Source organism: Mycobacterium genavense ATCC 51234 (genome assembly GCF_000526915.1).
Taxonomy (GTDB): domain Bacteria; phylum Actinomycetota; class Actinomycetes; order Mycobacteriales; family Mycobacteriaceae; genus Mycobacterium; species Mycobacterium genavense.
In genome coordinates this window covers 142573-165941 of record NZ_JAGZ01000010.1, presented here as the reverse complement: position 1 = coordinate 165941, position 23369 = coordinate 142573, and the positions used below count along the sequence as shown (strand labels likewise).

Here is a 23369-nt window from a genome sequence, read left to right as displayed (position 1 = left end):
TGAGCCACTGGGGATGGCAGGGCGGCGTACACTGCACGGTCGTTTCCTGCACCGTTATTTGGCACGTTTGTACACAACACTGCGCACACGGGTGGCTGTGACTGGAGTTGCAGAAGTGCGGGAAGTTTTTGGAAAAAAAATTCGGCGCGCGGTGGGCCGAAACGGCAGAAATCAGCACTTGGAGCGCTGCCGGATGCGAGTGGTGAGCTCTTTGACGTGATCGAAGACCTCACGCCGCTCGGCCATCTCGGACAAGATCTTTCGCTGCGCATACATGACCGTGGTGTGGTCGCGGCCGAAGGCCTGCCCGATCTTGGGCAGGGACAGATCGGTGAGCTCGCGGCACAGATACATCGCGATCTGGCGCGACTGAGCCAGCGCGCGGGTCTTGCCCGGGCCCCGCAACTCCTCGACGGTGGTGTCGAAGTATTCGGCGGTGGCGGCCATGATGGTCGCCGCGCTGATCTGCATGGTGCTGGCATCGGCAATCAGGTCGCGCAGCACGATCTCGGCCAGCGACTTGTCGATCGGCGTCTTGTTCAGTGAGGCGAACGCGGTGACGCGGATCAGGGCTCCCTCGAGCTCGCGAATGTTGCGCTCGATGCTGCTGGCGATCAGCTCGAGTACGTCGTCGGGTACCGCGAGCCGTTCCATCTGTGCCTTCTTGCGCAGAATCGCGATGCGGGTTTCCAGTTCGGGCGGCTGGACGTCGGTGATCAGGCCCCACTCGAACCGGGTGCGCAGCCGGTCTTCGAGGGTGGCCAGTTGCTTGGGCGGCCGGTCGGACGAGATGACGATCTGCTTGTTGGCGTTGTGGAGCGTGTTGAAGGTGTGGAAGAACTCTTCCTGAATACCTTCCTTGCCCTCGATGAACTGAATGTCATCGACCAGCAGCACGTCGACGTCGCGGTAGCTGCGCTTGAACGCGACCTTGCGGTCGTCGCGCAGCGAGTTGATGAAGTCGTTGGTGAATTCCTCGGTGGAGACGTACTTCACCCGCATGCCGGGGAACAGCCGCTGCGCGTAATTGCCTGCGGCATGCAGCAAGTGGGTCTTGCCCAACCCGGACTCACCCCAGATGAACAATGGGTTGTAGGCACGCGCGGGCGCCTCGGCGATGGCCAGGGCCGCGGCATGCGCGAATCGATTGGACGCGCCGATGACGAAAGTCTCGAAGGTGTAGCGCCGGTTGAGGCTGGTTCCGCCGGCGGCCGTGGCCGGGTCGCTACCGTGCGGACGTTCGGTGAAATAGTTGGGCCAACTCTGCTCGACGCCGATCGCTTCGCCGTTGTTGTCGGCCTCCTCGGCGTCACTTGACGTTTCTAGGTTGATGTCGTCGGCGAAGGTGTCCGCTTGCGCAAACTGGGCGTCGTCGCCGTCGTCGGCCGGCGGTGCGATGCGCACGCCGAGTTGGACCTGCTGTCCGAGCCGACGGCTCAGCGCGTCGGTGATCGGTGTGCGCAGATGCCGTTCGATCTCGTTTTGGACGAAGCTGCTCGGCACCGACAACAGGGCGAACCCCTCGACGATGGTCAGCGGTTGAACAAGATTCAGCCACGCGCGCTGTTGAGGGGTGAGCGGGGTGACTAGGGCCGTGCGATTTCCCGCTGCACCGTCCAAGTCGGAGTCGCCGTTGAGCTCAGAGACGACCGCATTCCATACTGTCGTAAAGCCAGAACCGGAGTCATCGGTCAACGACGCATCTCCCTGGTCCGACGTCGAAGTGCAACTACGCTTGGCGACAAAGCAACTGTCCACATAGTTATACACAAGTGTGAACAGGATAGGCGTATGCGGGGCGTAGCGTACCGGCGACGGTTCGCGATCCGCGGGCCGGAGACCACCCGAGCTAGGTCGCCTGCACAGCGAGAAGATCCGCCATCATGCTTCGTTCATTGTCGGGCGCCGCTCCAGTCTGAAACGGCATTGCCCGAAGCTAACAGTTTTCCGTGCGGGTGTCAACAGTTCTGCTGCATTCTAGTCGCGTTATTTAGAGTCCGACGGGGCGTGCCATGACGCGTCGATCACGTCGTGTCGAACTGCCGCGCCGGCAGGGATTTGTCTGAGGCGGCGGTGGTCAGTCGGGGCGGGGCAAGTTTGACCCGGCGAACGCTCGTCAGTACTCTCATACAGTCGCCCGAACGTCGGCGATACGGCTGCGACCCAGGAGTTTTTCACCCGGGGACCGCGCTGGCCAGCAGCAAGAACCACCTCTAGCCGAACCAGACATGAACGGCCGGATGACTGGGACAAGCTTTTAGCGAAACAGAACGAGGAGAACGCCGTGGCCAAGGGCAAGCGGACCTTCCAGCCGAACAACCGGCGCCGAGCCCGTGTGCACGGCTTCCGGTTGCGGATGCGCACCCGCGCCGGGCGTGCCATCGTGTCTGGCCGGCGCCGCAAGGGTCGCCGCGTGCTATCTGCCTGATCTGACCGACAGGCTTGTTGGCGGTGCTTCCCGCGCGCAACCGCATGAGGCGGTCACGGGAATTCGACGCGACAGTAAAGGACGGGATGCGCATCGCGCAGCCCGATCTCGTCGTCCACGTGCGACGGGGAGACGATGACGAGACCGGTCCGCGGGTGGGGCTGATTGTCGCCAAATCGGTCGGTTCGGCCGTAGACCGGCATCGGGTGTCGCGCCGGCTGCGCCATGCGGTGCGCGGCATGCTGGGCGATCTTCATCAGCAAGACCGGGTGGTGATTCGGGCGCTGCCGAGCAGTCGGCAGGCGTCGTCGACGCGGTTGGAGCAGGAGTTGCGCAAAGGCCTGCGCCGCGTCTTCGAACGCGCGGGATCGGACGGTTGACCGTGACCGCGCCGACGTGCGCGAGAGTCAGTGGCGCAAACAGGACCGTGGTGCGCGGACTCGTTTTTCTGATTCAGCTGTACCGGCACATGGTGTCGCCGCTTCGGCCGGCGACGTGTCGCTTCATGCCGACCTGCAGTCAGTACGCGGTCGACGCCCTCACCGAATACGGGTTGATTCGGGGGAGCTGGCTGGCGGCGGTGAGGCTCGCCAAGTGTGGACCATGGCATCGGGGAGGATGGGACCCGATACCGGAAGGTGGTTGCGAACACCGGGGTTCCCGGGTGGACTTTGAAGACACCAGCGCCGTCGGGGACGACCCGGCGGCGCGAGGGGAGAGTGAATCTGTTGTCGTTCGATCTGTTTAGCCTCGACTTCGTCTACTACCCGGTGTCGTGGATCATGTGGGTTTGGTACAAGCTGTTCGCCGCGCTGCTGGGACCCTCGAACTTTTTCGCCTGGGCACTGTCGGTGATGTTCTTGGTGTTCACCCTGCGGGCGCTGCTGTACAAGCCGTTCGTGCGCCAGATCCGGACCACCCGCCAGATGCAGGAGCTGCAGCCACAGATCAAGGCGCTGCAGAAGAAGTACGGCAAAGATCGTCAGCGCATGGCGCTCGAGATGCAGAAGTTGCAGCGCGAGCACGGGTTCAACCCGATCCTCGGCTGCCTGCCGATGCTCGCGCAGATCCCGGTTTTCCTCGGGCTCTATCACGTGCTGCGCTCCTTCAACCGCACGACGGGTGGCTTCGGACAGCCGCAGATGTCGGTCATCCGAAACCGGTTGACGGGCAACTACATGTTCAGCCCGACCGAGGTGCAGCACTTCCTGGACGCGAACCTGTTCGGCGCCCCGATCGGGGCGTCGATGACACAGCGGGGCGGCTTGGAGGCCTTCACCGATTTCAGCCGCCCGGCGGTGATCTTGGTCGGCGTGCCGGTGATGATCCTGGCGGGCATCGCGACCTACTTCAACAGCCGCGCCTCGATTGCCCGGCAAAGTCCGGAGGCGGCAGCCAACCCGCAGACCGCGATGATGAACAAGCTGACGCTGTACGTGTTCCCGCTCGGCGTCGTCGTCGGCGGCCCGTTCCTGCCGCTGGCGATCATCCTGTACTGGTTCTCGAACAACATCTGGACCTTCGGTCAGCAGCACTATGTGTTCAACATGATCGAGAAAGAGGACGAGGCCAAAAAGCAAGAGGTGCTGCAACGCCGAGCAGCGAACGCGCCGTTGCCGGGGGCCAAACCGAAACGCAAGGCCGCGCCGGCCAACGGCAAAGCGTCCTCGACGGGTGGGGACGCCGCCCCGCCGAGGACGGATGCCGGCGAGGAGGAATCCGCCGGAAAGTCACCGGAGCCGGGACCGGACAAACCGGGCACCGCCGGCGGGACTAACGGCCCGGCCAATCGGACGCCCCGGCCCGGGGCTCGACCGCGGAGACGAAAGCGCTGACGATCGGCGCCACGGCTTTACCGGGCCGTCTCCGGAGAGTGACCCGAATGAGACAGGGACGGACCCATGGATGAGGGAGAGAAAATGACGGACGCTGAGACCACCGAACGCGAGTCGGACACCCAAGTCGCGGTCGAGGATGAGGCCGAGGAAGCGACGGCCGCGGAGGCCGGCGCCGATGACGCCGACGATCTGGAGGAGCGGTTGGTCGCCGAAGGCGAGATCGCCGGCGACTATCTGGAAGAGCTGTTGGATCTGCTCGACTTCGACGGCGACATCGATCTGGACGTGGAGGGCAACCGGGCGGTCGTGAGCATCGACGGCGGCGATGACTTGAACAAGTTGGTCGGCTGCGGCGGGGAAGTGCTCGATGCGCTCCAGGAGCTGACCCGGCTGGCGGTGCACCAGAAGACCGGCGTGCGCAGCCGGCTAATGCTGGACATTGCGAGTTGGCGGCGCCGGCGCCGCGAGGAGTTGGCCGCGCTGGGCGACAAGGTGGCGCGGCGGGTGCTGGAAACCGGCGAGCGCGAAGAGCTCAAGCCGATGACCGCGTTCGAGCGCAAGATCGTGCACGACGCGGTCGCGGCGGTGGCCGGCGTCCACAGCGAAAGCGAAGGCGTCGAGCCGAGCCGCCGCGTCGTCGTCCTGCACGACTAGGCGGGTTACACCGGTGTAGTTCGTGGCGCCCCGCACGCCGATGTAGGTCCGAGGACCGGAGGAATGTTTCACGTGAAACATGTCGACGGATGTGATCGGGCGCTGGCGCCGAATGTGATGGCCGTCGGGCCGGGTCCGTCACCCGGGGCGGCGAACGAAATCTTCGGCCACCGGCTGGAGACCGCGACGCGGTACACGGAGATCCTGGCGACGACGGGTGTGGAGCGTGGCCTGCTGGGCCCCCGCGAAGTGGGCCGCGTCTGGGAACGCCATCTATTGAATAGTGCGGCGATCGCCGAGCTTCTCGACCGCGGGGAGCGAGTGGTGGACATCGGGAGCGGGGCAGGCCTGCCCGGGATACCGTTGGCCATCGCACGGCCCGATCTCGAAGTCGCGCTCCTCGAGCCGCTGTTGCGCCGCAGTGAGTTTCTCAAAGAGGTCGTCGCCGAACTAGGGTTGACCGTCGAGGTGGTGCGCGGCCGTGCCGAAGAGCCGGGAATCCGGACGCGTTTCGGCGACCGGGATATCGCGGTGTCGCGAGCGGTCGCGGCGTTGGACAAGCTGACGAAGTGGAGCATGCCGCTGCTACGGTCGGGCGGACGAATGATCGCGATCAAGGGGGAACGTGCCCCCGACGAAGTCGAGGAACACCGGCGTGGGATGGCGGCGTTGGGCGCAGTTGATGTCAGGGTGGTGACATGTGGCGCGAGCTATTTGCGTCCGCCCGCAACCGTGGTGGTAGCGCAGCGCGGAACGCGATCGCGACGCGGGTTGGCACCAAGGGCGGACAGGAGAAAGCGATGAGCCCTGCCTCGGATCGGTCCGGAGGCTCGGGTCCAAGCGTGGAGCAGCTACGGTCGACGGGGACACCCGCCGCGCCGCCGGTGGCGCCCGAAGAGGCAATGCCCGTCGCGGACGAACCGCCGAGCGCGACCACGGCGGATGTTTCACGTGAAACATCGAACGAATTCGACACCCCGATCGGCGCCGCGGCCGAACGCGCGATGCGGATCCTGCACACCACCTACCCGCCGCTGCGCCGGCCGGCTCGGCGTCGAGTCTTCACCGTCGCGAACCAAAAGGGCGGGGTCGGCAAGACGACGACCGCGGTCAACCTCGCCGCCGCGCTCGCGCTGCAGGGGCTCAAGACGCTCGTCATCGATCTCGACCCGCAGGGCAACGCGAGCACGGCGCTGGGCATCATCGATCGGCAGCCGGGTACGCCCTCGTCGTACGAAGTGCTTCTGGGCGAGGAGACGATCGAGTCCTCACTGCGCCGCAGTCCGCACAGCGAGCGGCTGTTCTGTGTTCCGTCGACCATCGATCTGGCCGGTGCCGAGATCGAATTGGTCAGCATGGTCGCGCGCGAGAATCGATTGCGTAACGCTTTGACGGAGCTGGACCACTTCGACTTCGACTACGTCTTCGTGGACTGCCCGCCCTCGTTGGGCCTGCTGACGATCAACGCCCTCGTCGCCGCACCCGAGGTGATGATCCCTATCCAGTGCGAGTACTACGCACTCGAAGGCGTGTCACAACTGATGCGGAACATCGAGATGGTGAAGGCGCACCTCAACCCGCAACTCGACGTGACGACGGTGATCCTGACGATGTACGACGGCCGGACCAAGCTCGCCGATCAGGTCGCCGAAGAGGTGCGCCACTACTTCGGGGAGAAGGTGTTGCGCACCGTCATCCCGCGCAGCGTCAAGGTGTCCGAAGCGCCCGGGTACAGCATGACGATCATCGACTACGACCCCGGATCGCGCGGGGCCATGAGCTATCTCGACGCGAGCCGCGAACTCGCACAGCGTGGTTAGTCACCATGCGTGAAGGGACGACAATGACGAACGCTGGCAAAAAGAAGGGCGGACTCGGCCGGGGCCTCGGTGCGCTGATTCCCACCGGGCCCGCCGAGGGCGATGGGGGACCCGCGACCCTGGGCCCGCGGATGGGAGACGCCGCCGCCGACGTGCTGATCGGCGGGCCGGCGCCGATCGCCAACGAAATGGGCGCGGTGTATCGCGAGATCTCGCCGGCCGATATCGAGCCCAATCCCAAGCAGCCCCGACAGGTGTTCGACGACGAGGCGCTGGCCGAACTAGTGCACTCGATTCGCGAGTTCGGTCTGCTACAGCCCATCGTGGTGCGAGCGATCACGCCGAAACCCGGCGGAGCGCGCTACCAGATCGTGATGGGGGAGCGCCGCTGGCGAGCCGCCCAGGAGGCGCAGCTGGCCACTCTGCCGGCCATCGTGCGGGAAACGACCGACGACAATTTGCTGCGCGACGCCCTGCTGGAGAACATCCACCGGGCACAGCTGAACCCCTTGGAAGAAGCCGCGGCATACCAGCAACTGCTCGACGAGTTCGGGGTCACCCACGACGAACTGGCCTCGCGAATCGGGCGGTCGCGACCGCTGATCACCAACATGATCCGGTTGCTCAAACTGCCGATCGCCGTGCAGCGCAGGGTGGCCGCCGGCGTGCTCTCTGCCGGCCACGCCCGCGCGTTGCTGTCGTTGGAGGCCGGCCCCGAGGCGCAGGAGGAGTTGGCGAGCAGGATCGTCGCGGAGGGGCTGTCCGTGCGTGCCACCGAGGAAGCCGTGACATTGGCCAACCGTGGCGATACGGCCGCACCGGCGGCACCGCGCCGCAAGCCGATTCACATGCCGGGACTGCAAGGCGTCGCCGACCGGCTGTCGAACGCCTTCGATACCCGGGTGACGGTCAGCCTCGGCAAGCGCAAGGGCAGGATCGTCGTCGAATTCGCCTCGGTCGAGGATCTGCAGCGGATTGTCGACACCATGACCCCGCCCAAGGCATGACCCGTCATACCGTGTAATTACGTCACTGTGACACCGCGCGGTCTCCGGGCCCGCATTGGACCGGCGCGAGTGCGGAGATGCGTTGTCCACCAAGCCTTTTCGGCGTTCGGCGGCGGGTGTCGAGGCGGTTCGGTGGCCGCGCCGGAGTGGCGGGGTCAACACTGGCCCGACAACGACACATTCTCCTATTCTGGAGAGGTTGTTGGTGCACGTCAGCCCGCGCACAGCCGGGCTCGCGGCAATGGGCGATACGCACGGGAGCCAGGAGGCTAGTGTCTGCTCGAATCACGCCCCTGCGGCTCGAAGCTTTCGAGCAGCTTCCCAAGCACGCGCGCCGCTGTTTCTTCTGGGAGGTTGATCCCGCGACGCTCGGCGCCCAGGACCAGCTCGCCGACCCCGAATTCGAAAAAGAGGCGTGGCTTTCGATGGTGATGCTGGAGTGGGGTTCGTGCGGTCAGGTCGCGACCGCCGTCCCCGATGAGCACAGCCGCACCGACCCCCCATGCCTGGGCTACGTGCTGTATGCCCCGCCGGGTGCGGTGCCGCGGGCGCACCGGTTTCCGACCGCGCCGGTGTCTGCGGACGCGGTGCTGCTGACATCGATGGGTATCGAGCACGGGCATGCCCCCGACGACTTGCCGCACGATCTGCTGGTCCGGGTCATCGACGAATTGATGCGACGTGGGGTCCGCGCGCTGGAAGCCTTCGGTCGTACCCCGGCGGCTTCGGAGCTGTTGGATCCTGCGCTCGCCGACCCCGACGTCCGGCCGGTGCTGGAGGCTCTCGGCGACTGCTCGGTAGACCGCTGCATCATCGATGCGGAGTTCTTGAAAGACATGGGTTTCGTTGTGGTAGCACCACATTCGTACTTCCCACGGCTACGCCTCGAGCTGGACAAGGGTCTGGGGTGGAAGGCCGAAGTCGAGGCGGCGCTGGAGCGCCTGCTGGCGAATGCTCAGCTGCAGCAGCCGGTCGGCGCCGGGTCCAGCAATGTGTTGAAAGCGGCAAATACGTTGCAGAGCAAGGAGATCGGTTAGGTACCGCCGAGACGGGTGGTCCGTTCCACCGACAACTCGTGCGCCAGTAGCTCGGCGAAAGTGAACGTGCCGGTGGGCCGGTCGTTCTTGCCGAGCAGATAGAGGCGCTTGACCGCGGCGAGGATGCCTTCGGCGATCGCGTCGCGCGTTTGCGTGGACAACAGCATGTCCCGGTCACCGGGGTTGGTGATGTAGCCGACGTCGACCTGGACGGTGGGCATCCGGGTCAACCGCAGCAGGTCCCAGGTGCGGCCATGTGTCCGACAATTCCGTAATCCGGTGCGGGCCACCACTTCTCGTTGAATGAAGTCGGCGAGATTGCGGCCGATGGTCGACACCGATCCATGTGAGTTGCCGAAGTGGAACGAGGCCACCCCGTTGGCCGAGGGACTGACCTGGGCCTCGCAGCGCAGGCTGATCATCAGGTCCGCCCCGACATTGTTGGCTGTAGCTGCGCGTTCGGCGTCCGACGGGCTGCGGTTGGTCGGCCGGGACAAAAAAGTCTCCATGCCGATGGCGGTCATCCGACCTTCCAGCCGACTGGCCAAGTCCCACAAGATATCTGCTTCACTGACCGGACCGGCCGGGCCGTGTGCGATCAGGCCGTGGTCGTCGCCCCCGCGGCCCGGATCGATGATGATTCGCTTGCCGGAGAGTCGGGGGCCCGAGCGGCGCACCAGTTCCTCTTCGCGGATAGCGTGCGGCGAACCACCGCTGACCCGAGAACTCAGAAAGTACAAGGAGCGCAAGGTTTCCGGCCCGCAGATGCCGTCGGCGGACATCCCGTATTCGCGCTGGTAGGACATCAATGCGTTGTGGGTCTGCAAGCCGAAATGTCCGTCGACCAGGCCGGTGTAGAAGCCGAGGTCCTGGAGCCGCGCCTGCAATGTCGCGACGTCGTCACCGTAGAGGGGAGCGCCGAATTGGTGGTACAAGGTGCGCGCGCCGAGCCGGTAGGAAGCCTCCTTCAGGGCCCGGTAGGTGGCCTCGCCGACAGTACCGTCGACGAGCAGGCCACGATGCTGCTGGAAGGCGCGGACGGCCTGCTCGAGCTCCTCGTCGAAGACCTCGAGAGCCACATGCCGGCCCGTGCTCAAATCTTCGTCGGCGTTGTCCAATAGCCCTAGCGCAGCCAGCGAGGCCCTGATTTCGGTCACAGCTGCGCTGCGGTCACCACAGCGCAGCGCGTCGCCGTTTTCGCGGCGCGGACTCGACATATCAAGGGCCCTCCGGGACAAACTGACAGGCAAACAAACGCACTACAGCTAACCGGTATTGTCGCAGATCCTTCTCAGTTTCGGGAAAAGCGCAGGCTAAACGGCGAGGCATCGCCGCGAAGCGCGGATGCGCTCAGCCGAGGTTGGGGACCGCGTCGGAAAGCTCGCGCAGCAGCGCCGCCTTGCCTTTCGCACCGACAATCCGCTTCACCGGCTGGCCGCCCTTGAACAGGATCATCGTCGGGATCGATACCACCTGGAAGTCGCGCGCCGTCTCGGGGTTTGCGTCGACGTCGAGTTTGGCGACGGTCAGCTGTTCGGACCGCTCGGCCGCGATCTCTTCCAGGACGGGGGCGACCATTTTGCACGGTCCGCACCACGTCGCCCAAAAGTCAACCAGCACAGGCTTATCGCTGGACAACACATCCGTCGAGAAGGAAGCGTCGGAGACTTCCTTTGTGGCCCCAGCCTTTTCGGTGTCGCTCATCGTGGTGCTCCAATCAAATCGGTATTGTCCGCATTCCCGGCGGCCGTCTTCTTGTCGTCGGCATCCGACCCTTCGTGCTCGGCCAGCCACCGCTCGGCGTCGATGGCCGCCGAACAGCCACTGCCCGCGGCAGTGACCGCTTGGCGGTAAGTGCGGTCCACCAGATCGCCGGCCGCGAAGACGCCCTCCAGCGTGGTATTTGTGGTGCGCCCCTTGACAAGTACGTAACCATCGGCGTCGACGTCGATGACGTCGCGCACCAGGGCCGACCGCGGTTCGTGACCGATCGCGACGAACACTCCGGTGACGGGGAGGGTGGTTTCTTCGCCAGTTACGTTGTCGCGCAACCGCAATCCCGTCACCGTTGTCTCGCCGTCCACCGCGAGCACGGTCTGGTTGGTCATGAATTTGATCTTGTCGTTGCTGCGCGCCCGCTCGAGCATGATCTTGGAGGCCCGGAATTCGTCGCGCCGGTGCACCAGGGTGACGCTGCGGGCGAACCGGGTCAAGAAGGTGGCCTCTTCCATCGCCGAGTCACCGCCACCGATCACCGCGATGTCCTGGTCGCGGAAGAAGAATCCGTCACAGGTGGCGCACGCGCTGACCCCACGGCCCAGCAACTCCTGCTCGCCGGGCACCTGCAGATAACGCGCCGCGGCGCCCATGGCCAAGATGACGGCCCGGGCCCGGAAGGTTTCCCCGTCGGCCGTGACGACCGACTTGACCGGTCCCTCCAGCGAAACGGATTCGACGTCTTCCATCCTCAGGTCCGCCCCGAAGCGCAGCGCCTGCTCGCGCATCTGGTCCATCAGCTCCGGGCCGGTGATGCCGTCGCGGAAGCCGGGGTAGTTCTCCACCTCGGTCGTGGTCATCAGCGCACCACCGAACGAGGTGCCTTCGAAGACCACCGGCGCCAGCTGCGCGCGCGCGGCGTACAGGGCTGCCGTGTACCCGGCCGGACCGGATCCGATGATGATGACGTCGTGGACTGTGTGATGAGCGGAGTCGGTCATACGAACCTTCCAGAAACAGATTTGTTCAATCGTGTCGAACGCCAGCGTAAGCGTGGGTGTTCCCGGCCATGTCGCGCAACACTTGGCACCACCTTAAGGGCGGGCGACCTGCGTGCTGGCCAATAGCCCCGTATCGGCGGCGCTGCAGTTCAACGCCACCGCAAAGACCGCGAGGTCGGTCGGATTGTCGCCCGGTAGCACCAGCAGCACACCGGGGCGGGCGTTGATCTCGACCGGCCGCGCGCCGAGCACCTGCGTGGACGCGGTATAGCCCAGTCCGCCGAGGCAGGATGCGCGCCGGCCCGGGTCGGCCAGCGGACCGTACTCGGGGGCTCGGCCGAGCAGGGCAACGATCTCGGCCGCCGACAGCGGGATCGCCATCGGCGGCGCCGACACCGTGATGTGCAGGGCGGTGGTCGGCGCGCTGGGCGCCGGTTCGGGCTCGTCGAGCAGTGCGGCCGTGCCGAAGCCGATCGCGGCGAGCACCGCGCAAACCCCGACCGCCCCGGCGGCGACCCGGGCTGCGCGGATGCGTGGGCGCGCCGCGTGGGTGGCCGCGCCGCGGGAGTCGCCGGCCGACCGCAGCGCCTCGGAGATACGGCGGGTCACCAGCTCCGGTGGTTCGGGCGCCGATTCGGGATTTGCGTCGACGGCCGCGACGTCGCGGCGCACCCGGTTCAAAGCCCGCAGGGTCGGTTCGGCGTCCGGGTCTTCGCGAACTGGCCTGCGCAACGCGGCGGCGGCTTCGTCGTCGAGCCGACCGGCCTGCAGGTCGGCGAGCGCCTCGACCGTCGGCGGCGGCTCCGCCCGGGGATCCGGATCATGATCCGCCGCTCCGTTCTGCGCTTCGCCCATCGGTCCCAGTGTCCGTCATGCCCGGCCCGGCGGTGCCGCCCGGGCGGGTAACGCACGCCGACGGGATGGCGGGGGCCAGGTAGCCGAGCAGCTGGGCGAGCCGCACCCGGCCGCGGGCGCAGCGGCTCTTGACCGTGCCCTCGGCGATGCCCAGCAGCGCGGCGGTGTCGGCGATCGAGTAGCCCTGCATGTCGACCGCCACGATCGTGGCGCACTGCTCGACGGGAAGCCGCATCAGCACGCGCTGCACCACCAGAGCCGTTTCGACCGCGGTGGTGCGATCGGGCACCGGGTAGATGTCCTCCAGCGGCGCAGTCTGCTGAGATTTGGTGCGCCGCAGCCGGTCCCAGGCACGCGTTGACCACGATCCGGTGCAACCAGCTGCCGACCGCGGCGTCGTACCGAAACGAGCCCGCGCCGCGGTGTGCCGACAACATGGCGTCCTGCAGCGCGTCTTCGGCGTCCTCGGGCGTGCGCGTGGTCAGCCGGGCCAGCCGGTGCAGCTGCCGCCGATGGGACCGAACAACTCCCCGAACGCGTCGCGGTCACCGGCGACATGGGCGGCTAACAACTCGGCGTCGCTGCGGTCCTGCTGGATGTACCCCCCGAAGCCCACGGCGGGACAGTAACCAATCGGCTACCGCGCGGCACTTCACTCGAACGCGTGGTTGTTAGTGTCAGGACGCCGCTTGGACGGTGATTTCCGAGAAGCCGGCCTGGCTCTTGCCGTTGGTGGTTCCCAAGGTGGAGATCCACACCAGCAAATTCGACGTCGGGGCGCCGGCCTTGACCGGGATGACGTTATGGCCGGGTTTGAGCGCGAACGCCGGGGCCAGCACGGTAGTGTCCTCCAGCTTCGACGGCGAAGCCGTGGACGCGGCCCGAATCTCGACCTTGGTGCCGGTGCTCGGCGTATCGATGCTGACCTGACCGATCACCGTGGGTTTCGGCAGCTGCAGGATCAACCCTTCACCCTGCTTGAAGTTCGGGAACGGCACGGCATCGGTGTAGATCTCGGTCGCCCAGGCGGTGGTGGGGTCGCCGTCGATGGCCAGTCCGGCGGTGCCCGTATTGTCGGGTTCCCCGTCGGGCGCGAAGACGGTGGCCCGAGTGGGTTTGACGATGCTGCCCGCCGGCGCGGGAGTCGCCGCCGCCGACGACGCGCTCGACGAACTCGGCCCGTTGAGTCCCAGCTCGTCCTTGTTGAGGCCACCACCGACCTTGCCGAAGATCTTGCTCACGATCGAGGCGAGCACCAACAACGCGACCACGATGATCGCCAGCGCGGCGGCACCACCGATGAGCACGTTGCGGCGCCGACGCATCATCGTCGCGTACTCGCGCCCGGTCGGGCGCGGCGCCTCGGGTGGTGGTGAATCATCGATGGGGCCCAGCACCTCGGTCCGGTCGGCCACTGCGGTGGCCTGTTGCAGCAGGTTCAAAAGCGTTGAGGCGCTGCGTATTCCGCCGTCTTCCTGGACCGAGCGCACGGCGACAGCCGAGATCTGGAACGGGATGTCGCGATCGATGGTGTTGGGTTCGACGGGCAGGCCCGATGCGTCCCGCTCGGCCGGCGCGAGCCCGCTGCGCACCTCGAACTCCGGCAGCGGCCACCGGTTGACCAGCAGGGCGTACAGCGACGCGCCGATCCCGCGGATGTCGTCCTCGGGGTTGGCGTCGGGCATGGTCGCGGGGTACGCAAGCACGACGTCGCCGTCGATGCTGACCCGAATCCGGCTGGGGTGATCGATCGACAGCGCGACGCCGGCGCGGTGAGCGGTGTCGGCGGCAGCGGCCAGCGACTGCATCGCCCGCACGGCGCCGATGGGCGAGGGCGCGGTGTCCGCGACTTCCTGGAGCGAGCCGCCGCGGATCCACTCCGCGACGACCAGGCCACCGTGGCTGGAGTGGACGACGTCGAGCACGCGGGCGATGCCGGGCTTGTCGATCCGGCTCAGCCGCAACGTGCGCGACAAGATCTCCTGGAGGACGTCGTCGGGCAGGGCGCCGTCCGGGTCGACGAAGGTGAGCGACACCTGCCGGTCCAGGGCGGTGTCGAGTGCCTGCCAGAACTGCAGGGGCGGCGCACCGCCGTGGAAGACCAGTAGTCGATACCGGCCCCCGGCGATGCGGGCGCCGGGGACCAGGTGGATATCGTCGCTCGACGATTCGGCGGCCCGCTCGCGGACGTAATCGCCGTTGCGCGGCTCCGACGGGGGTGGACCGGAGGGCTCGGCCTTGCGTGAGGTGGCGATGTCGGGCTGGAAATCGTCGGCAGCCGGCCTTGCCGGCTGGGAAAGTCGCTCGCCACCCGAACCTAAACCGGATGCAGGGCCCGATGCAGCGCTCTCCACGGGGCGGTCGGTCACCTCCGGTCCTTTCGCTAGCCGGGCGTCGCCTGCTCGATCCGGAGGGCTGCGCCGGATCGGCTCCTGGATCGCCTTGACCCCCGGCGGGGACGAATTCCTGTGCTCAGGGTACGTGACCCGGCCCGGCTGAGACGATCCCCTTTGGGCGACCGCTGCGGGGCGGCGACCGCGGATGCGGCGCCGGACAACGGCCATCGCGGTCACCGCCTCCGGGACGCGCGCGCGAACCATGACCGTCACCATGATCGGCAGCATGATGCAGCCGAGCACCAGCAGCCGCAGCAACGATCCGGCAGCACCGCCGTGGGCGGTCAGCGCGCCCAGCCCCAACAGCCGGTCGGCGACGTGGGCGATCAGGCCGGCCAGCATCGACGCGACGACCGTCACCAGGACCGTCCGTACCTCGGCGCGCCCGATCAGCTGCCCACCGGTCGGCAGCAGGGTGCGCCGCAGCAGGTAGTACCCGACGAGCGCGCCGGCCAGGAAGCCCAGCCCGTTGGCCAGGCCCAGGTACCCGGCCACCAGTTGGGGGTCGGTGGTGACGTGCGGAGCGAGCACCGAGCCGGCGATCTTGACCGCGGTGATGACGAGGATGATCACGATCGGCGTCCACGGCTGCTCGCGCGCGTAGAACACGCGCAGCTGCAAAAGCACCAGCCCATAGGGGATCAACGTGAACGCCGACAGGGCGATCGCGGCGCCCAGGTATCCGGCGTCGACCCCCCCGAAGTTGCCGTAGGCGAACAACGCGCTACCGATCGCGGGGCCGCCGACGGTCATGACCGCCACGATCGGGATCAGCGTGATCAACGTCAGCCGGGTGGCCAGCGACAGATCGGCGAGCACGGCCTTGGTGTCGTTGGCCGCGGCGTTGCGGCTCAGGCGCGGCATCACCACGGTCAGCACCGTCACGCCGATCATGCCGAACGGCAGCATCAGCACCAGCCAGGTGTAGTTGTAGATCGCCGGCCCGGAAGCCGCTGCGGTGCTGGCGATTTGGTTACCCACCACCAGGCCCAGCTGGCTGATCAGCACGTAGAGCACCATCGCGGCGGCCATCGCCCCGAACCGTTTGAGCCGCTCGTCGATTCCCCACAACGGGCGCAGGCTGACGCGCTCGCGGCGCAGCGCGACGAGCAGCACCGCCGTCTGCGCATACACCCCGACCGTGGTGCCGACGGCGAGCACCAGCAGCTTGGGGTTGCCCATCCGGACGGGATCGACCGAGAGCTCACCGGGGACGACCAAATACACCACCAGGGTCACCAGGGCGACGACATTGTTGACCACCGGGGCCCACGCCGTCGGCCCGAAGACGTTGCGGCTGTTCAGGATTGCCATGAACATTGACGTGAGGCCGTAGGCGAGCACCTGCGGCAACAGCAGATAGGCGAACGCGGTGGTCAGCGGCTCGTTGACCTGCGGATCGCGACCTAGCATCAGCCGAACCAACAGCGGCGCGGCCACCACCGAGACGGCGGTGGCGAACAACAGCAGCGTGGTGGTCACCGTGACCAGGCGCCGGACGAACGCCGCGCCACCGTCGGGGTCGTTCTGCTCGGCGCGCGCCAGGACCGGCACGAAGATCGCGGTGAAGGTCGCCTCCAGCACCAACGCGGCGACCAGGTTCGGCAGCTGATTGGCCACCGAGAAGGCGCTGGACAGCGCCGCACCCAGGATCGCCGCCAGCAACACGATCCGCGCGAACCCGGTGAACCGGCTGACCAACGTCGCCAGCGCCATCGCCCACGATCGCGACACCAGCGCGGCGTCGGACAGTTCGACCCGGCGGGTGGGCAGGTCCGTCACCGGGGGTAGCGGTCCGGTCGGTGGCGGAATCCGGCCGGGCGGTCGTTGGGGCGGTGGCTGCCGGCGCGGCGGTTGCTGTGGGTGAGACCGCCGGTAGGCGGGTTTCATACCCGGTGCTCTTCGTCGACGCGATCGCCGACCTCACGCGCGGGCGCGGCGCGATGGCGGTGGGGCGGGTCGGGGCGGTCCAGGTCGGCGCGGTCGGGCTGGCCGCGGAACCGGTGCCACAGGCGTCGCCCGGCCAGCAGCACCAGCACGGCCGCCGCTGTCAGCGTGATTGCGAACAACACCTTGCCGTAGGCGTTGGAGTGCGCCGACATGCGCACCGGATCGCCGAGCCGCGTGCCGTCAGGGGTTCGCAGCGTCACGTCGATCGCGACGCGCTGGGTGAAGTTCACTTCGATCGGCACCCGCAGCGGCAGGTAGCCCGGGGGCAGTTCGATCTGCCCGACGTCGGTGACCGTCATCCCCGGCGGGGCGTCGACCTGCAGACGCACCTTGATGGGCACGGCGAGGCCGTTGTGCAGCGCCAGGGGCAGCGGACTGTGCTCGGTGGCCAGTGTGTAGGAGCCGCCGGGGTTGACGATCGTCACCGCCCCGAACAGGTCGTTGATGGTGTTTCCGACCACCGCGAGCCGCTGCTGGGCCAGCCCGTTGCGGGTGCCGGGTGGTTCCGACTGGCTCAGCGACCGCAGCATGTCCTCACGCAGCGGGGCGGTGTACTGGACGCCGGTCAGCCCGGTGCGCTCGTCGGTGCTCAACGCCGAGGTCAGTTTCCACAGCCGACCGACCTGGCCGTTGATGTCGGCGACGACGTTGTCGCCGAATCGGCCGCGCTCGGGGGCCTGTGGCGGCCGCGGCGGCTCGGCGCGGGCCGCGGGGACGGTCTGGGCTTCGGCGATGACCGCCGGCAGCGGCCGCGGCACACCCAGGCCGGAACGGATCGTGGTGGCCAGCGCCGTCAGGATGACCTGCGCGTCGTCGGCGCCCAGATTCCACGTCGCCGGCGGCACCAGAATCTGCGTGCGCGGCGGGGCGTCCCGATCCAGCGCATGCCAGAACATCGAGCCCAGGGCGTCTTGCCGGCGCGCGGTATTCGAGTCATGCGCCAGCCGAACCGTCAGTGACGGGTCCAGATACGTCGGCACGCCGGGGCTGTTACCCGCCCCGGCCAGTGCGGCACCCACGGCCGGGTCGAACGGCGCGACCACCACCTGCGGGGACAGCCGCCGGGGGACGGTGTCGACGCCGTCGGACCCCGACGAGTTCTGCGAGTCCGACGCGACCAGGTCACCGGCGGCGACCGCGACCGTGCTGTTGTTGGCACTGAGCAGATCGGCCGAGCCGTCGGTCAGCGGGCCGTCGGTCAGCAGCGTGGCACCGCGGGTCGATTGCACGTCCAGGATGTGGTCGACGATGTCGCCGACGCTGGTGGTGGCGATCGAGCTGAGCCCGGGGTCGTGGACACGCTGCAAGGCGTCGAGGTCCGCCTGCGCGTAGGGCAGCGGCGCGACGCAGGTGCGATGCGCCAGGGCACGGAGCCTGTTCAGCCAGCCGGTCGCCGCCGCCTGCCCGGTGCCCGGATGCGTCGGAGTGCCCGGTTCCTGCGCGGGCCCGTCGGGGGAGTCAGACACGACGTAGCCCGCCGTCATCGCGTTGACGGTGACCAGCAGATCCGGGTCGATGGCCAGGCACAACGCGCGGCCGACGGCGCCGTCGGCGTCGACGTCGCGGCTGGTCGCGACCTCGGCCGCGGACAGCAGGATGTCCAGCCGGCCGCCGGTGGCCAGCGACGTCGCCAGGTCGTCGTCGACCAGCCGAACCGGAATGGTGCCGCCGGGTTGGCCGGGGGACAACCGGGGCCGGTCGGCCAGCGGCCACAGCATGGTGACCCAGAGCGGCTTCGAGGTGTCCGGCGCGACCGCCGATTCCAGGGCATCGGCGCGGTCGGGCGGGACCCCGATCACCGGCAGCAAAAACCGCGCATTGTCGAGCCGGGCCGGCGCGCCGTAATCCGGCGTGCCGTTGGCGTTGACCAGCAGGGGATAGATCCCCGGCTGGTTGATCCCGAGCGACGACTTGGCCAGCGAGCGCAGCGGCGCGGACAGCGTGAAGCCCACCTCTTGGCCGCGCTGCAGCTTCGGTGCCACCGTGAAGAAGTCCGCGGCCGCCTGGTACTGGTCGGTGGCGCCGTCCAGGGATGTGCGCAGGCCGGCCGATGAGGTGACCGCGTCGGCGTGCTCGAGACGCACCATCACGTCGCGCACCGGGCGGTCACCGATATTGGTCACCACGCCGCTGACCGTGACGATCGGCAGGCTCGTCGTGGTGACGACGTCCGGGGTCACCTGATCGACGCGGACCCGGACGAACGGCGTCGATCCGGGTTCGTCGGCGGCCGCGCGGGGCGTCCCGACGGGACCGGTGAGCACCGCCGCGAAACCGGCCACGACCCCGATCACCACGGCAAGGCGCAACAAGCCCGCCCAGCTGAGTCGCGAGGCGGTCACGGCCTCGGCCCGTGACCGTTCTGACGACCGCGGGGCTTGTCGGAATGTCGGGCTCGGGAATGGGTCTGCGGGTTGCGCCGAGGCGTGCTGGGCGGCAGCGGCGGCAGCGCGGCGGGGCCGTCGGCCTGCAGCTTGCCGATCAGTTCGTTGGCGACCTCCGCGAGGCGGCGTTCGTCGGCGTAGGCCAGCCGTGACGGCAACTCCTGCATCGGCACCCACGCCACCTCGGCGACTTCGAGGTCCTCGTCGGACAACTCGCCACCGGAGAAGCGCATTAGATAGTGGTGCACCGTCTTGTGCACCCGTCGGCCGTCGGTGACGAACCAGTAGTCGATGCGCCCCAGCGCGGCCAGCACACTGCCGCGGATCCCGGTCTCCTCGGCGACCTCACGGATGGCGGTCTGCTCGGCGGTCTCACCGAGCTCGATGTGGCCCTTGGGCAGTGACCACAGCATGCGTCCGCGCCGGTCGACGCGCCCGATCAGGGCCGCGACCTGGGCGTCGAGCGGGCCGTCGATACCGTCGATGACCAGTCCGCCCGCCGAGGTCTCGTGCACGGTACGCAATCGCTCCGGCACCCGGCGGGGCGGGCGCGGCCGGCGCCGGTTACCCGCCGCCGACTCGGCAGTCACCTTGGCTTCGGCGTCGTTTCCGGACGCGCCCACACCACCACGACCGCGACGGCGCCCCCGACGTCGACGTGGTTTGGCTTGTTCGCCATCCGACACCCAAGCGATAGTAGCTGGCACCAGCTGTTCTTCCGGACACACTCGCCGCTGGTGCGGGCGTGACCGCGGCCCGCGCACGACTAGGCTCATCGAACGTGTCCGAACCCGCCGCCGATGTGGAGCTGCTTGCCTCGGCCGCGGTCGCCCTGAATCAGCATACCGAGGTGCTGAGCGGATTGGGCGCTCTGTTCGAGGCCAGGGGGCACGACTTGTTTCTGGTCGGCGGGTCGGTGCGCGACGCGCTGTTGCGCCGGCTGAGCCCGGATCTGGACTTCACCACCGACGCCCGGCCCGAGCAGGTGCAGGAGATCGTGCGGGGTTGGGCCGACGCGGTCTGGGATACCGGGATCGAGTTCGGCACCGTCGGCGTCGGCAAGCACGAGCACCGCCTGGAAATCACGACCTTCCGGGCGGACACCTACGACCAGGTGTCGCGCAATCCCGACGTGAAGTTCGGCGACCGGCTCGACGACGACCTGGTGCGCCGGGATTTCACCGCGAATGCGATGGCCGTGCGCATCACGTCGGCCGGCCCGGGCGAATTCCTCGATCCGCTGGGCGGTTTGGCGGCGCTGAAGGCCCGGGTTCTGGACACCCCGGCGGCGCCCGCGGTGTCCTTCGGCGACGACCCGCTGCGGATGCTGCGCGCCGCCCGGTTCGTCTCGCAACTGGGGTTCACCGTCGCGCCCCGGGTGCGGACCGCGATCGAGGAGATGGCTCCGCAGTTGAGCCGAATCAGCGCCGAACGGGTGGCCGCGGAGCTGGACAAGCTGCTGCTGGGCGCCGATCCGGTCGCCGGCATCGAGTTGCTGGTGCAAACCGGGATGGGCGCGGTGGTGTTGCCCGAGGTCGGCGGCATGCAGATGGCCATCGACGAACATCACCAGCACAAGGACGTCTATCAGCATTCGCTGACTGTGCTGCGCCAAGTCGTCGCCCTGGAGGACGAGGGCCCGGATTTGGTGCTGCGCTGGGCGGCGCTGCTGCACGACATCGGCAAGCCCGCCACCCGGCGCCACGAAGACAACGGCGGCGTGAGCTTCCACCACCACGAGGTCGTCGGCGCCAAGATGACCCGCAAGCGGATGCGGGCGCTCAAGTACTCCAAACAGATGGTCGACGACGTCTCCCAGCTTGTCTATTTGCACCTGCGGTTCCACGGCTACGGCGACGGGAAGTGGACCGACTCCGCGGTGCGCCGCTACGTCACCGACGCCGGGCCGTTGCTGCCGCGGCTGCACAAGTTGGTCCGCGCCGACTGCACGACCCGCAACAAGCGTCGGGCCGCGCGGTTGCAGGCCAACTACGATCGCCTCGAGGCGCGCATCGCCGAGTTGGCCGCGCAGGAGGATCTGGCCCGGGTGCGTCCCGACCTGGACGGCAACCGGATCATGAAGTTGCTCGGCATCCCGGCCGGGCCGCACGTCGGCGAGGCGTGGCGGTTCCTCAAGGAGCTGCGGCTGGACCGTGGACCGCTGACCGAGGAAGAGGCCACCGCGGAGCTGTTGGCGTGGTGGCGATCCCGCAGGAACGGGTAGCGGTGCCGGCGCGTCCGAGTACGCATGGACTACTGCTTATCCGGAGATGACGGTGCGGCCGCCATCTGGCACGGCCAACCCGACCTCGATCTCGACCACGACGGCGTGCCCGAGGCGTACTTCACCGGCGACGGATCGGGAACCTGGGCGGTGGCCGCCGACCGCGGCGGGGGCTTGCGTTGGTACGGGCTGGACGGGTCCTGTGCGCCGACCAGAACGGCGTGACCGGCTACGTGGACACCGACGGTGAACGGCCACTGGGACGTCCGGTTGACCGACGCCGACGGTGGGCGGCTCGGCAGACGGCTCCAGCACCCTGTGACGTGGCGTTTTACGGCTTTCGCCAACGGGTAACTCAACGCCTGTGCAGCAGGAAATCCAACTGAAGTGACAGACCCCGATCCCTGTCTACACTCTTATTATATCCAGGTCGGGGAGCCTACGGAAATCAAGGGAGAAACACATGGCGGGGACAACGGTTGTTACACCGGAGGTTGTTACACCGGAGCTGCTGCGCAGTTCGAAGCAACGGATTGAGGCGCGGCTCGAAGAAGCACCGCAATCGCGAACCAGTACTTGAGTGGCCGCGAGAACATCGTCAGCGCAACCGGATGGGCCGGGCAGGCCGGCTCGACGTCGCTGAACACGGCGGGCCAGATTGCCCACGACCTGCAGCAGATCATGACCGGCGGAAACTGTCTGGCGCACGGCCTCGCCCAGACTGCAACGTTGATGGAGCACCACGAAGCCGATTCGACCCACAACCCCAGCGGCGTGTTCGGCGGACTTCAGTCCACCTAAGCCGGCAATCCCAAAAGCTTTCTTACTCCTAAGGAATTCGAATATGTCAGATCACATTGTCTACGACCACGCCGCCGTCAGCGGCCTTTCCGGTGACATCGCAACGCAGGCCGCGCAGCTGATGGAAATCAAGGACGACGTCTACCACATCACCCAGTCGTTTGCCGAGTTCTTCCAGGGCCAGGGGGCGACGGCCTTCTTCGACGCGCAACAGCAGATGCTGCACGGATTCGACGACATGATCCAGACCGTCAGCCTGCACGGGCACACCGTCAACACCGTTCACGAGAACGCGATCAATACGGACCAGGCAACCCAGGCCTTCTTCACGTAGTCCTGGCTTGGCGGGGCGCACGTAAGCGTGCGCCCCGCACTTGGCTCTAAGGGAAGACCGTGCTAACCACCTCATTGGACGGCCTTTGGGTCCTACAGGTACTCACCGGCATCGAGGTCCTGGCCCCCGAGATGGGGCTGCGGCCGCATTTGCCCAGCGTAGAGCCCAAGCACACGGCGCTGGCACACCCGGTGACCGCGGACCTACGGGCCGCCGGGGCCATCGATGAAACCGGCTCCGTCGACGGGGCGATAGTCGAATGGCTGACCGTGCTGTCGCGCCGCGACATCGCATTGCTGGTGAACTTCCGCCTGGCAGCCGACGGCGAACCGGCGCGCGCTGCTCGCCAGGTTCGCGCAGTGGTGGGTGGCCATCAAACGCTCGGGAAACCTGGTCCGAATCAGCGGGGCGGGCATCACGAACAACGAGGGCACGGCCAGCGCAGCGCTCAACCTGTAGATCGAACGTCTTTGTGGCGCAAGCGAACCCGCGAAGTTACGGCCGGTCACGCTGGACGCGGACGCGCTGCGCGCCGCTGCCACCGACGAGGCATCGTTGCACGAGTTCCTGGGCAAGCAAGGGCTCGCGGCCGACCAAGTGCACATGCTGAAACTGGCCACCGATCCCGGCCGCTCGGCCCAGGCCTCGTTCGTGGCGCTGCAGTCCCGGGGTGGACAACGGATCGCCGACCCGCACCTACATCGACCTGGGCGCGGTGACGATCATCGATACGCCGGAAGGCCGGGTGCTCGCCGAACAGGTTTCCTCCGGGGGCAAGAAGTGGATGATCATCGCCCCGGGTACCAAGAGCAACATCGGTGCTGCGATCAACCACATGGTGCGGCGGCTGCCGGCCGATCAGGAATGGCATTCGTACCGAAAAGTCGTGTAGTCGAAAGGCAGTTCGAAAATGATAGCATCGGC

At 67.4% G+C, this 23369-nt stretch carries 22 protein-coding genes and 2 pseudogenes; 14 read left to right on the top strand and 10 right to left on the bottom strand.

What is annotated here, in order from left to right:
- Positions 1–171 precede the first annotated feature (171 nt).
- The gene (gene dnaA / locus T428_RS0119930; protein WP_025737878.1) at positions 172–1695 is read right to left on the bottom strand and encodes a chromosomal replication initiator protein DnaA; all 1524 of its coding nucleotides are present in this window, start codon (positions 1693–1695) and stop codon (positions 172–174) included.
- Positions 1696–2284: 589 nt separating this feature from the next.
- Between dnaA and rpmH the strand changes: the two genes are divergently transcribed.
- From rpmH to T428_RS0119895, 9 genes are all read left to right on the top strand, one after another.
- A complete protein-coding gene (rpmH, locus tag T428_RS32280; protein ID WP_084298805.1) occupies positions 2285–2428 on the top strand; it encodes a 50S ribosomal protein L34 in 144 nt (47 codons plus the stop codon).
- Positions 2429–2451: 23 nt separating this feature from the next.
- Positions 2452–2808 carry a ribonuclease P protein component gene (gene rnpA, locus T428_RS0119925; RefSeq protein ID WP_025737877.1) on the top strand — a complete coding sequence of 119 codons (357 nt, stop codon included), beginning with the start codon at positions 2452–2454 and terminating at the stop codon, positions 2806–2808.
- Entirely contained in the window at positions 2805–3176 is a 372-nt protein-coding gene (gene yidD / locus T428_RS32275) for a membrane protein insertion efficiency factor YidD (protein ID WP_084298804.1), read from the top strand. Before rnpA ends, yidD begins: the two co-directional genes overlap by 4 nt.
- A 34-nt stretch (positions 3177–3210) precedes the next feature.
- Positions 3211–4263, top strand: coding sequence for a membrane protein insertase YidC (gene yidC, locus T428_RS0119920; RefSeq protein WP_425412058.1), 1053 nt, complete (start codon positions 3211–3213; stop codon positions 4261–4263).
- A gap of 84 nt (positions 4264–4347) precedes the next feature.
- Complete coding sequence (locus T428_RS0119915; RefSeq protein ID WP_025737875.1) at positions 4348–4920, top strand: Jag family protein; 573 nt, start codon at positions 4348–4350, stop codon at positions 4918–4920.
- 63 nt (positions 4921–4983) lie between these two features.
- Positions 4984–5724 carry a 16S rRNA (guanine(527)-N(7))-methyltransferase RsmG gene (rsmG, locus tag T428_RS0119910; protein WP_025737874.1) on the top strand — a complete coding sequence of 247 codons (741 nt, stop codon included), beginning with the start codon at positions 4984–4986 and terminating at the stop codon, positions 5722–5724.
- A gap of 98 nt (positions 5725–5822) precedes the next feature.
- Positions 5823–6740: a ParA family protein gene (locus tag T428_RS0119905; RefSeq protein WP_084298807.1), complete on the top strand. Its 918-nt coding sequence runs from the start codon at positions 5823–5825 to the stop codon at positions 6738–6740.
- A 23-nt stretch (positions 6741–6763) separates the two neighbouring features.
- The gene (locus T428_RS0119900; RefSeq protein ID WP_025737872.1) at positions 6764–7747 is read left to right on the top strand and encodes a ParB/RepB/Spo0J family partition protein; all 984 of its coding nucleotides are present in this window, start codon (positions 6764–6766) and stop codon (positions 7745–7747) included.
- A 272-nt stretch (positions 7748–8019) separates the two neighbouring features.
- Positions 8020–8784, top strand: coding sequence for a hypothetical protein (locus T428_RS0119895; protein ID WP_025737871.1), 765 nt, complete (start codon positions 8020–8022; stop codon positions 8782–8784).
- Here T428_RS0119895 and T428_RS0119890 read toward each other — a convergent pair.
- The 8 genes and pseudogenes from T428_RS0119890 to T428_RS0119855 form a co-directional block, all read right to left on the bottom strand.
- Complete coding sequence (locus tag T428_RS0119890) at positions 8781–10001, bottom strand: N-acetylmuramoyl-L-alanine amidase (RefSeq protein WP_025737870.1); 1221 nt, start codon at positions 9999–10001, stop codon at positions 8781–8783. The two genes, T428_RS0119895 and T428_RS0119890, sit on opposite strands and share 4 nt — an antisense overlap.
- A gap of 133 nt (positions 10002–10134) precedes the next feature.
- Positions 10135–10488 (bottom strand): thioredoxin, encoded by a 354-nt coding sequence (gene trxA, locus T428_RS0119885; RefSeq protein WP_025737869.1) that lies wholly within the window; start codon positions 10486–10488, stop codon positions 10135–10137.
- A complete protein-coding gene (gene trxB, locus T428_RS0119880; RefSeq protein WP_025737868.1) occupies positions 10485–11501 on the bottom strand; it encodes a thioredoxin-disulfide reductase in 1017 nt (338 codons plus the stop codon). Before trxB ends, trxA begins: the two co-directional genes overlap by 4 nt.
- 93 nt (positions 11502–11594) lie before the next feature.
- The gene (locus T428_RS0119875) at positions 11595–12356 is read right to left on the bottom strand and encodes a hypothetical protein (RefSeq protein WP_025737867.1); all 762 of its coding nucleotides are present in this window, start codon (positions 12354–12356) and stop codon (positions 11595–11597) included.
- A pseudogene (gene sigM / locus T428_RS29665) lies at positions 12322–12972 on the bottom strand (RNA polymerase sigma factor SigM). Before sigM ends, T428_RS0119875 begins: the two are co-directional and overlap by 35 nt.
- A gap of 61 nt (positions 12973–13033) precedes the next feature.
- A complete protein-coding gene (locus T428_RS0119865) occupies positions 13034–16468 on the bottom strand; it encodes a murein biosynthesis integral membrane protein MurJ (protein ID WP_245605001.1) in 3435 nt (1144 codons plus the stop codon).
- Between the two features lie 170 nt (positions 16469–16638).
- A complete protein-coding gene (locus T428_RS0119860; protein WP_025737865.1) occupies positions 16639–19044 on the bottom strand; it encodes a hypothetical protein in 2406 nt (801 codons plus the stop codon).
- Positions 19041–19772, bottom strand: a complete 732-nt coding sequence (locus tag T428_RS0119855) for an NUDIX hydrolase (RefSeq protein WP_025737863.1) — start codon at positions 19770–19772, stop codon at positions 19041–19043. Before T428_RS0119855 ends, T428_RS0119860 begins: the two co-directional genes overlap by 4 nt.
- A 95-nt stretch (positions 19773–19867) precedes the next feature.
- On the opposite strand from T428_RS0119855, the gene T428_RS0119850 reads away from it, so the two are divergent.
- From T428_RS0119850 to T428_RS0119835, 4 genes and pseudogenes are all read left to right on the top strand, one after another.
- Positions 19868–21310, top strand: coding sequence for a CCA tRNA nucleotidyltransferase (locus tag T428_RS0119850; RefSeq protein ID WP_025737862.1), 1443 nt, complete (start codon positions 19868–19870; stop codon positions 21308–21310).
- Between the two features lie 24 nt (positions 21311–21334).
- A pseudogene (locus T428_RS29660) lies at positions 21335–21632 on the top strand (hypothetical protein).
- Positions 21633–21886: 254 nt separating this feature from the next.
- Positions 21887–22111, top strand: a complete 225-nt coding sequence (locus T428_RS29655; protein ID WP_051465288.1) for a hypothetical protein — start codon at positions 21887–21889, stop codon at positions 22109–22111.
- A 43-nt stretch (positions 22112–22154) separates the two neighbouring features.
- A complete protein-coding gene (locus tag T428_RS0119835; RefSeq protein ID WP_025737860.1) occupies positions 22155–22445 on the top strand; it encodes a WXG100 family type VII secretion target in 291 nt (96 codons plus the stop codon).
- Between the two features lie 203 nt (positions 22446–22648).
- Here T428_RS0119835 and T428_RS34935 read toward each other — a convergent pair whose 3' ends face one another.
- Positions 22649–22897, bottom strand: a complete 249-nt coding sequence (locus T428_RS34935) for a hypothetical protein (RefSeq protein WP_245604997.1) — start codon at positions 22895–22897, stop codon at positions 22649–22651.
- Between the two features lie 218 nt (positions 22898–23115).
- On the opposite strand from T428_RS34935, the gene T428_RS34930 reads away from it, so the two are divergent.
- Complete coding sequence (locus tag T428_RS34930; protein WP_025737858.1) at positions 23116–23337, top strand: ESX secretion-associated protein EspG; 222 nt, start codon at positions 23116–23118, stop codon at positions 23335–23337.
- Positions 23338–23369 lie beyond the last annotated feature (32 nt).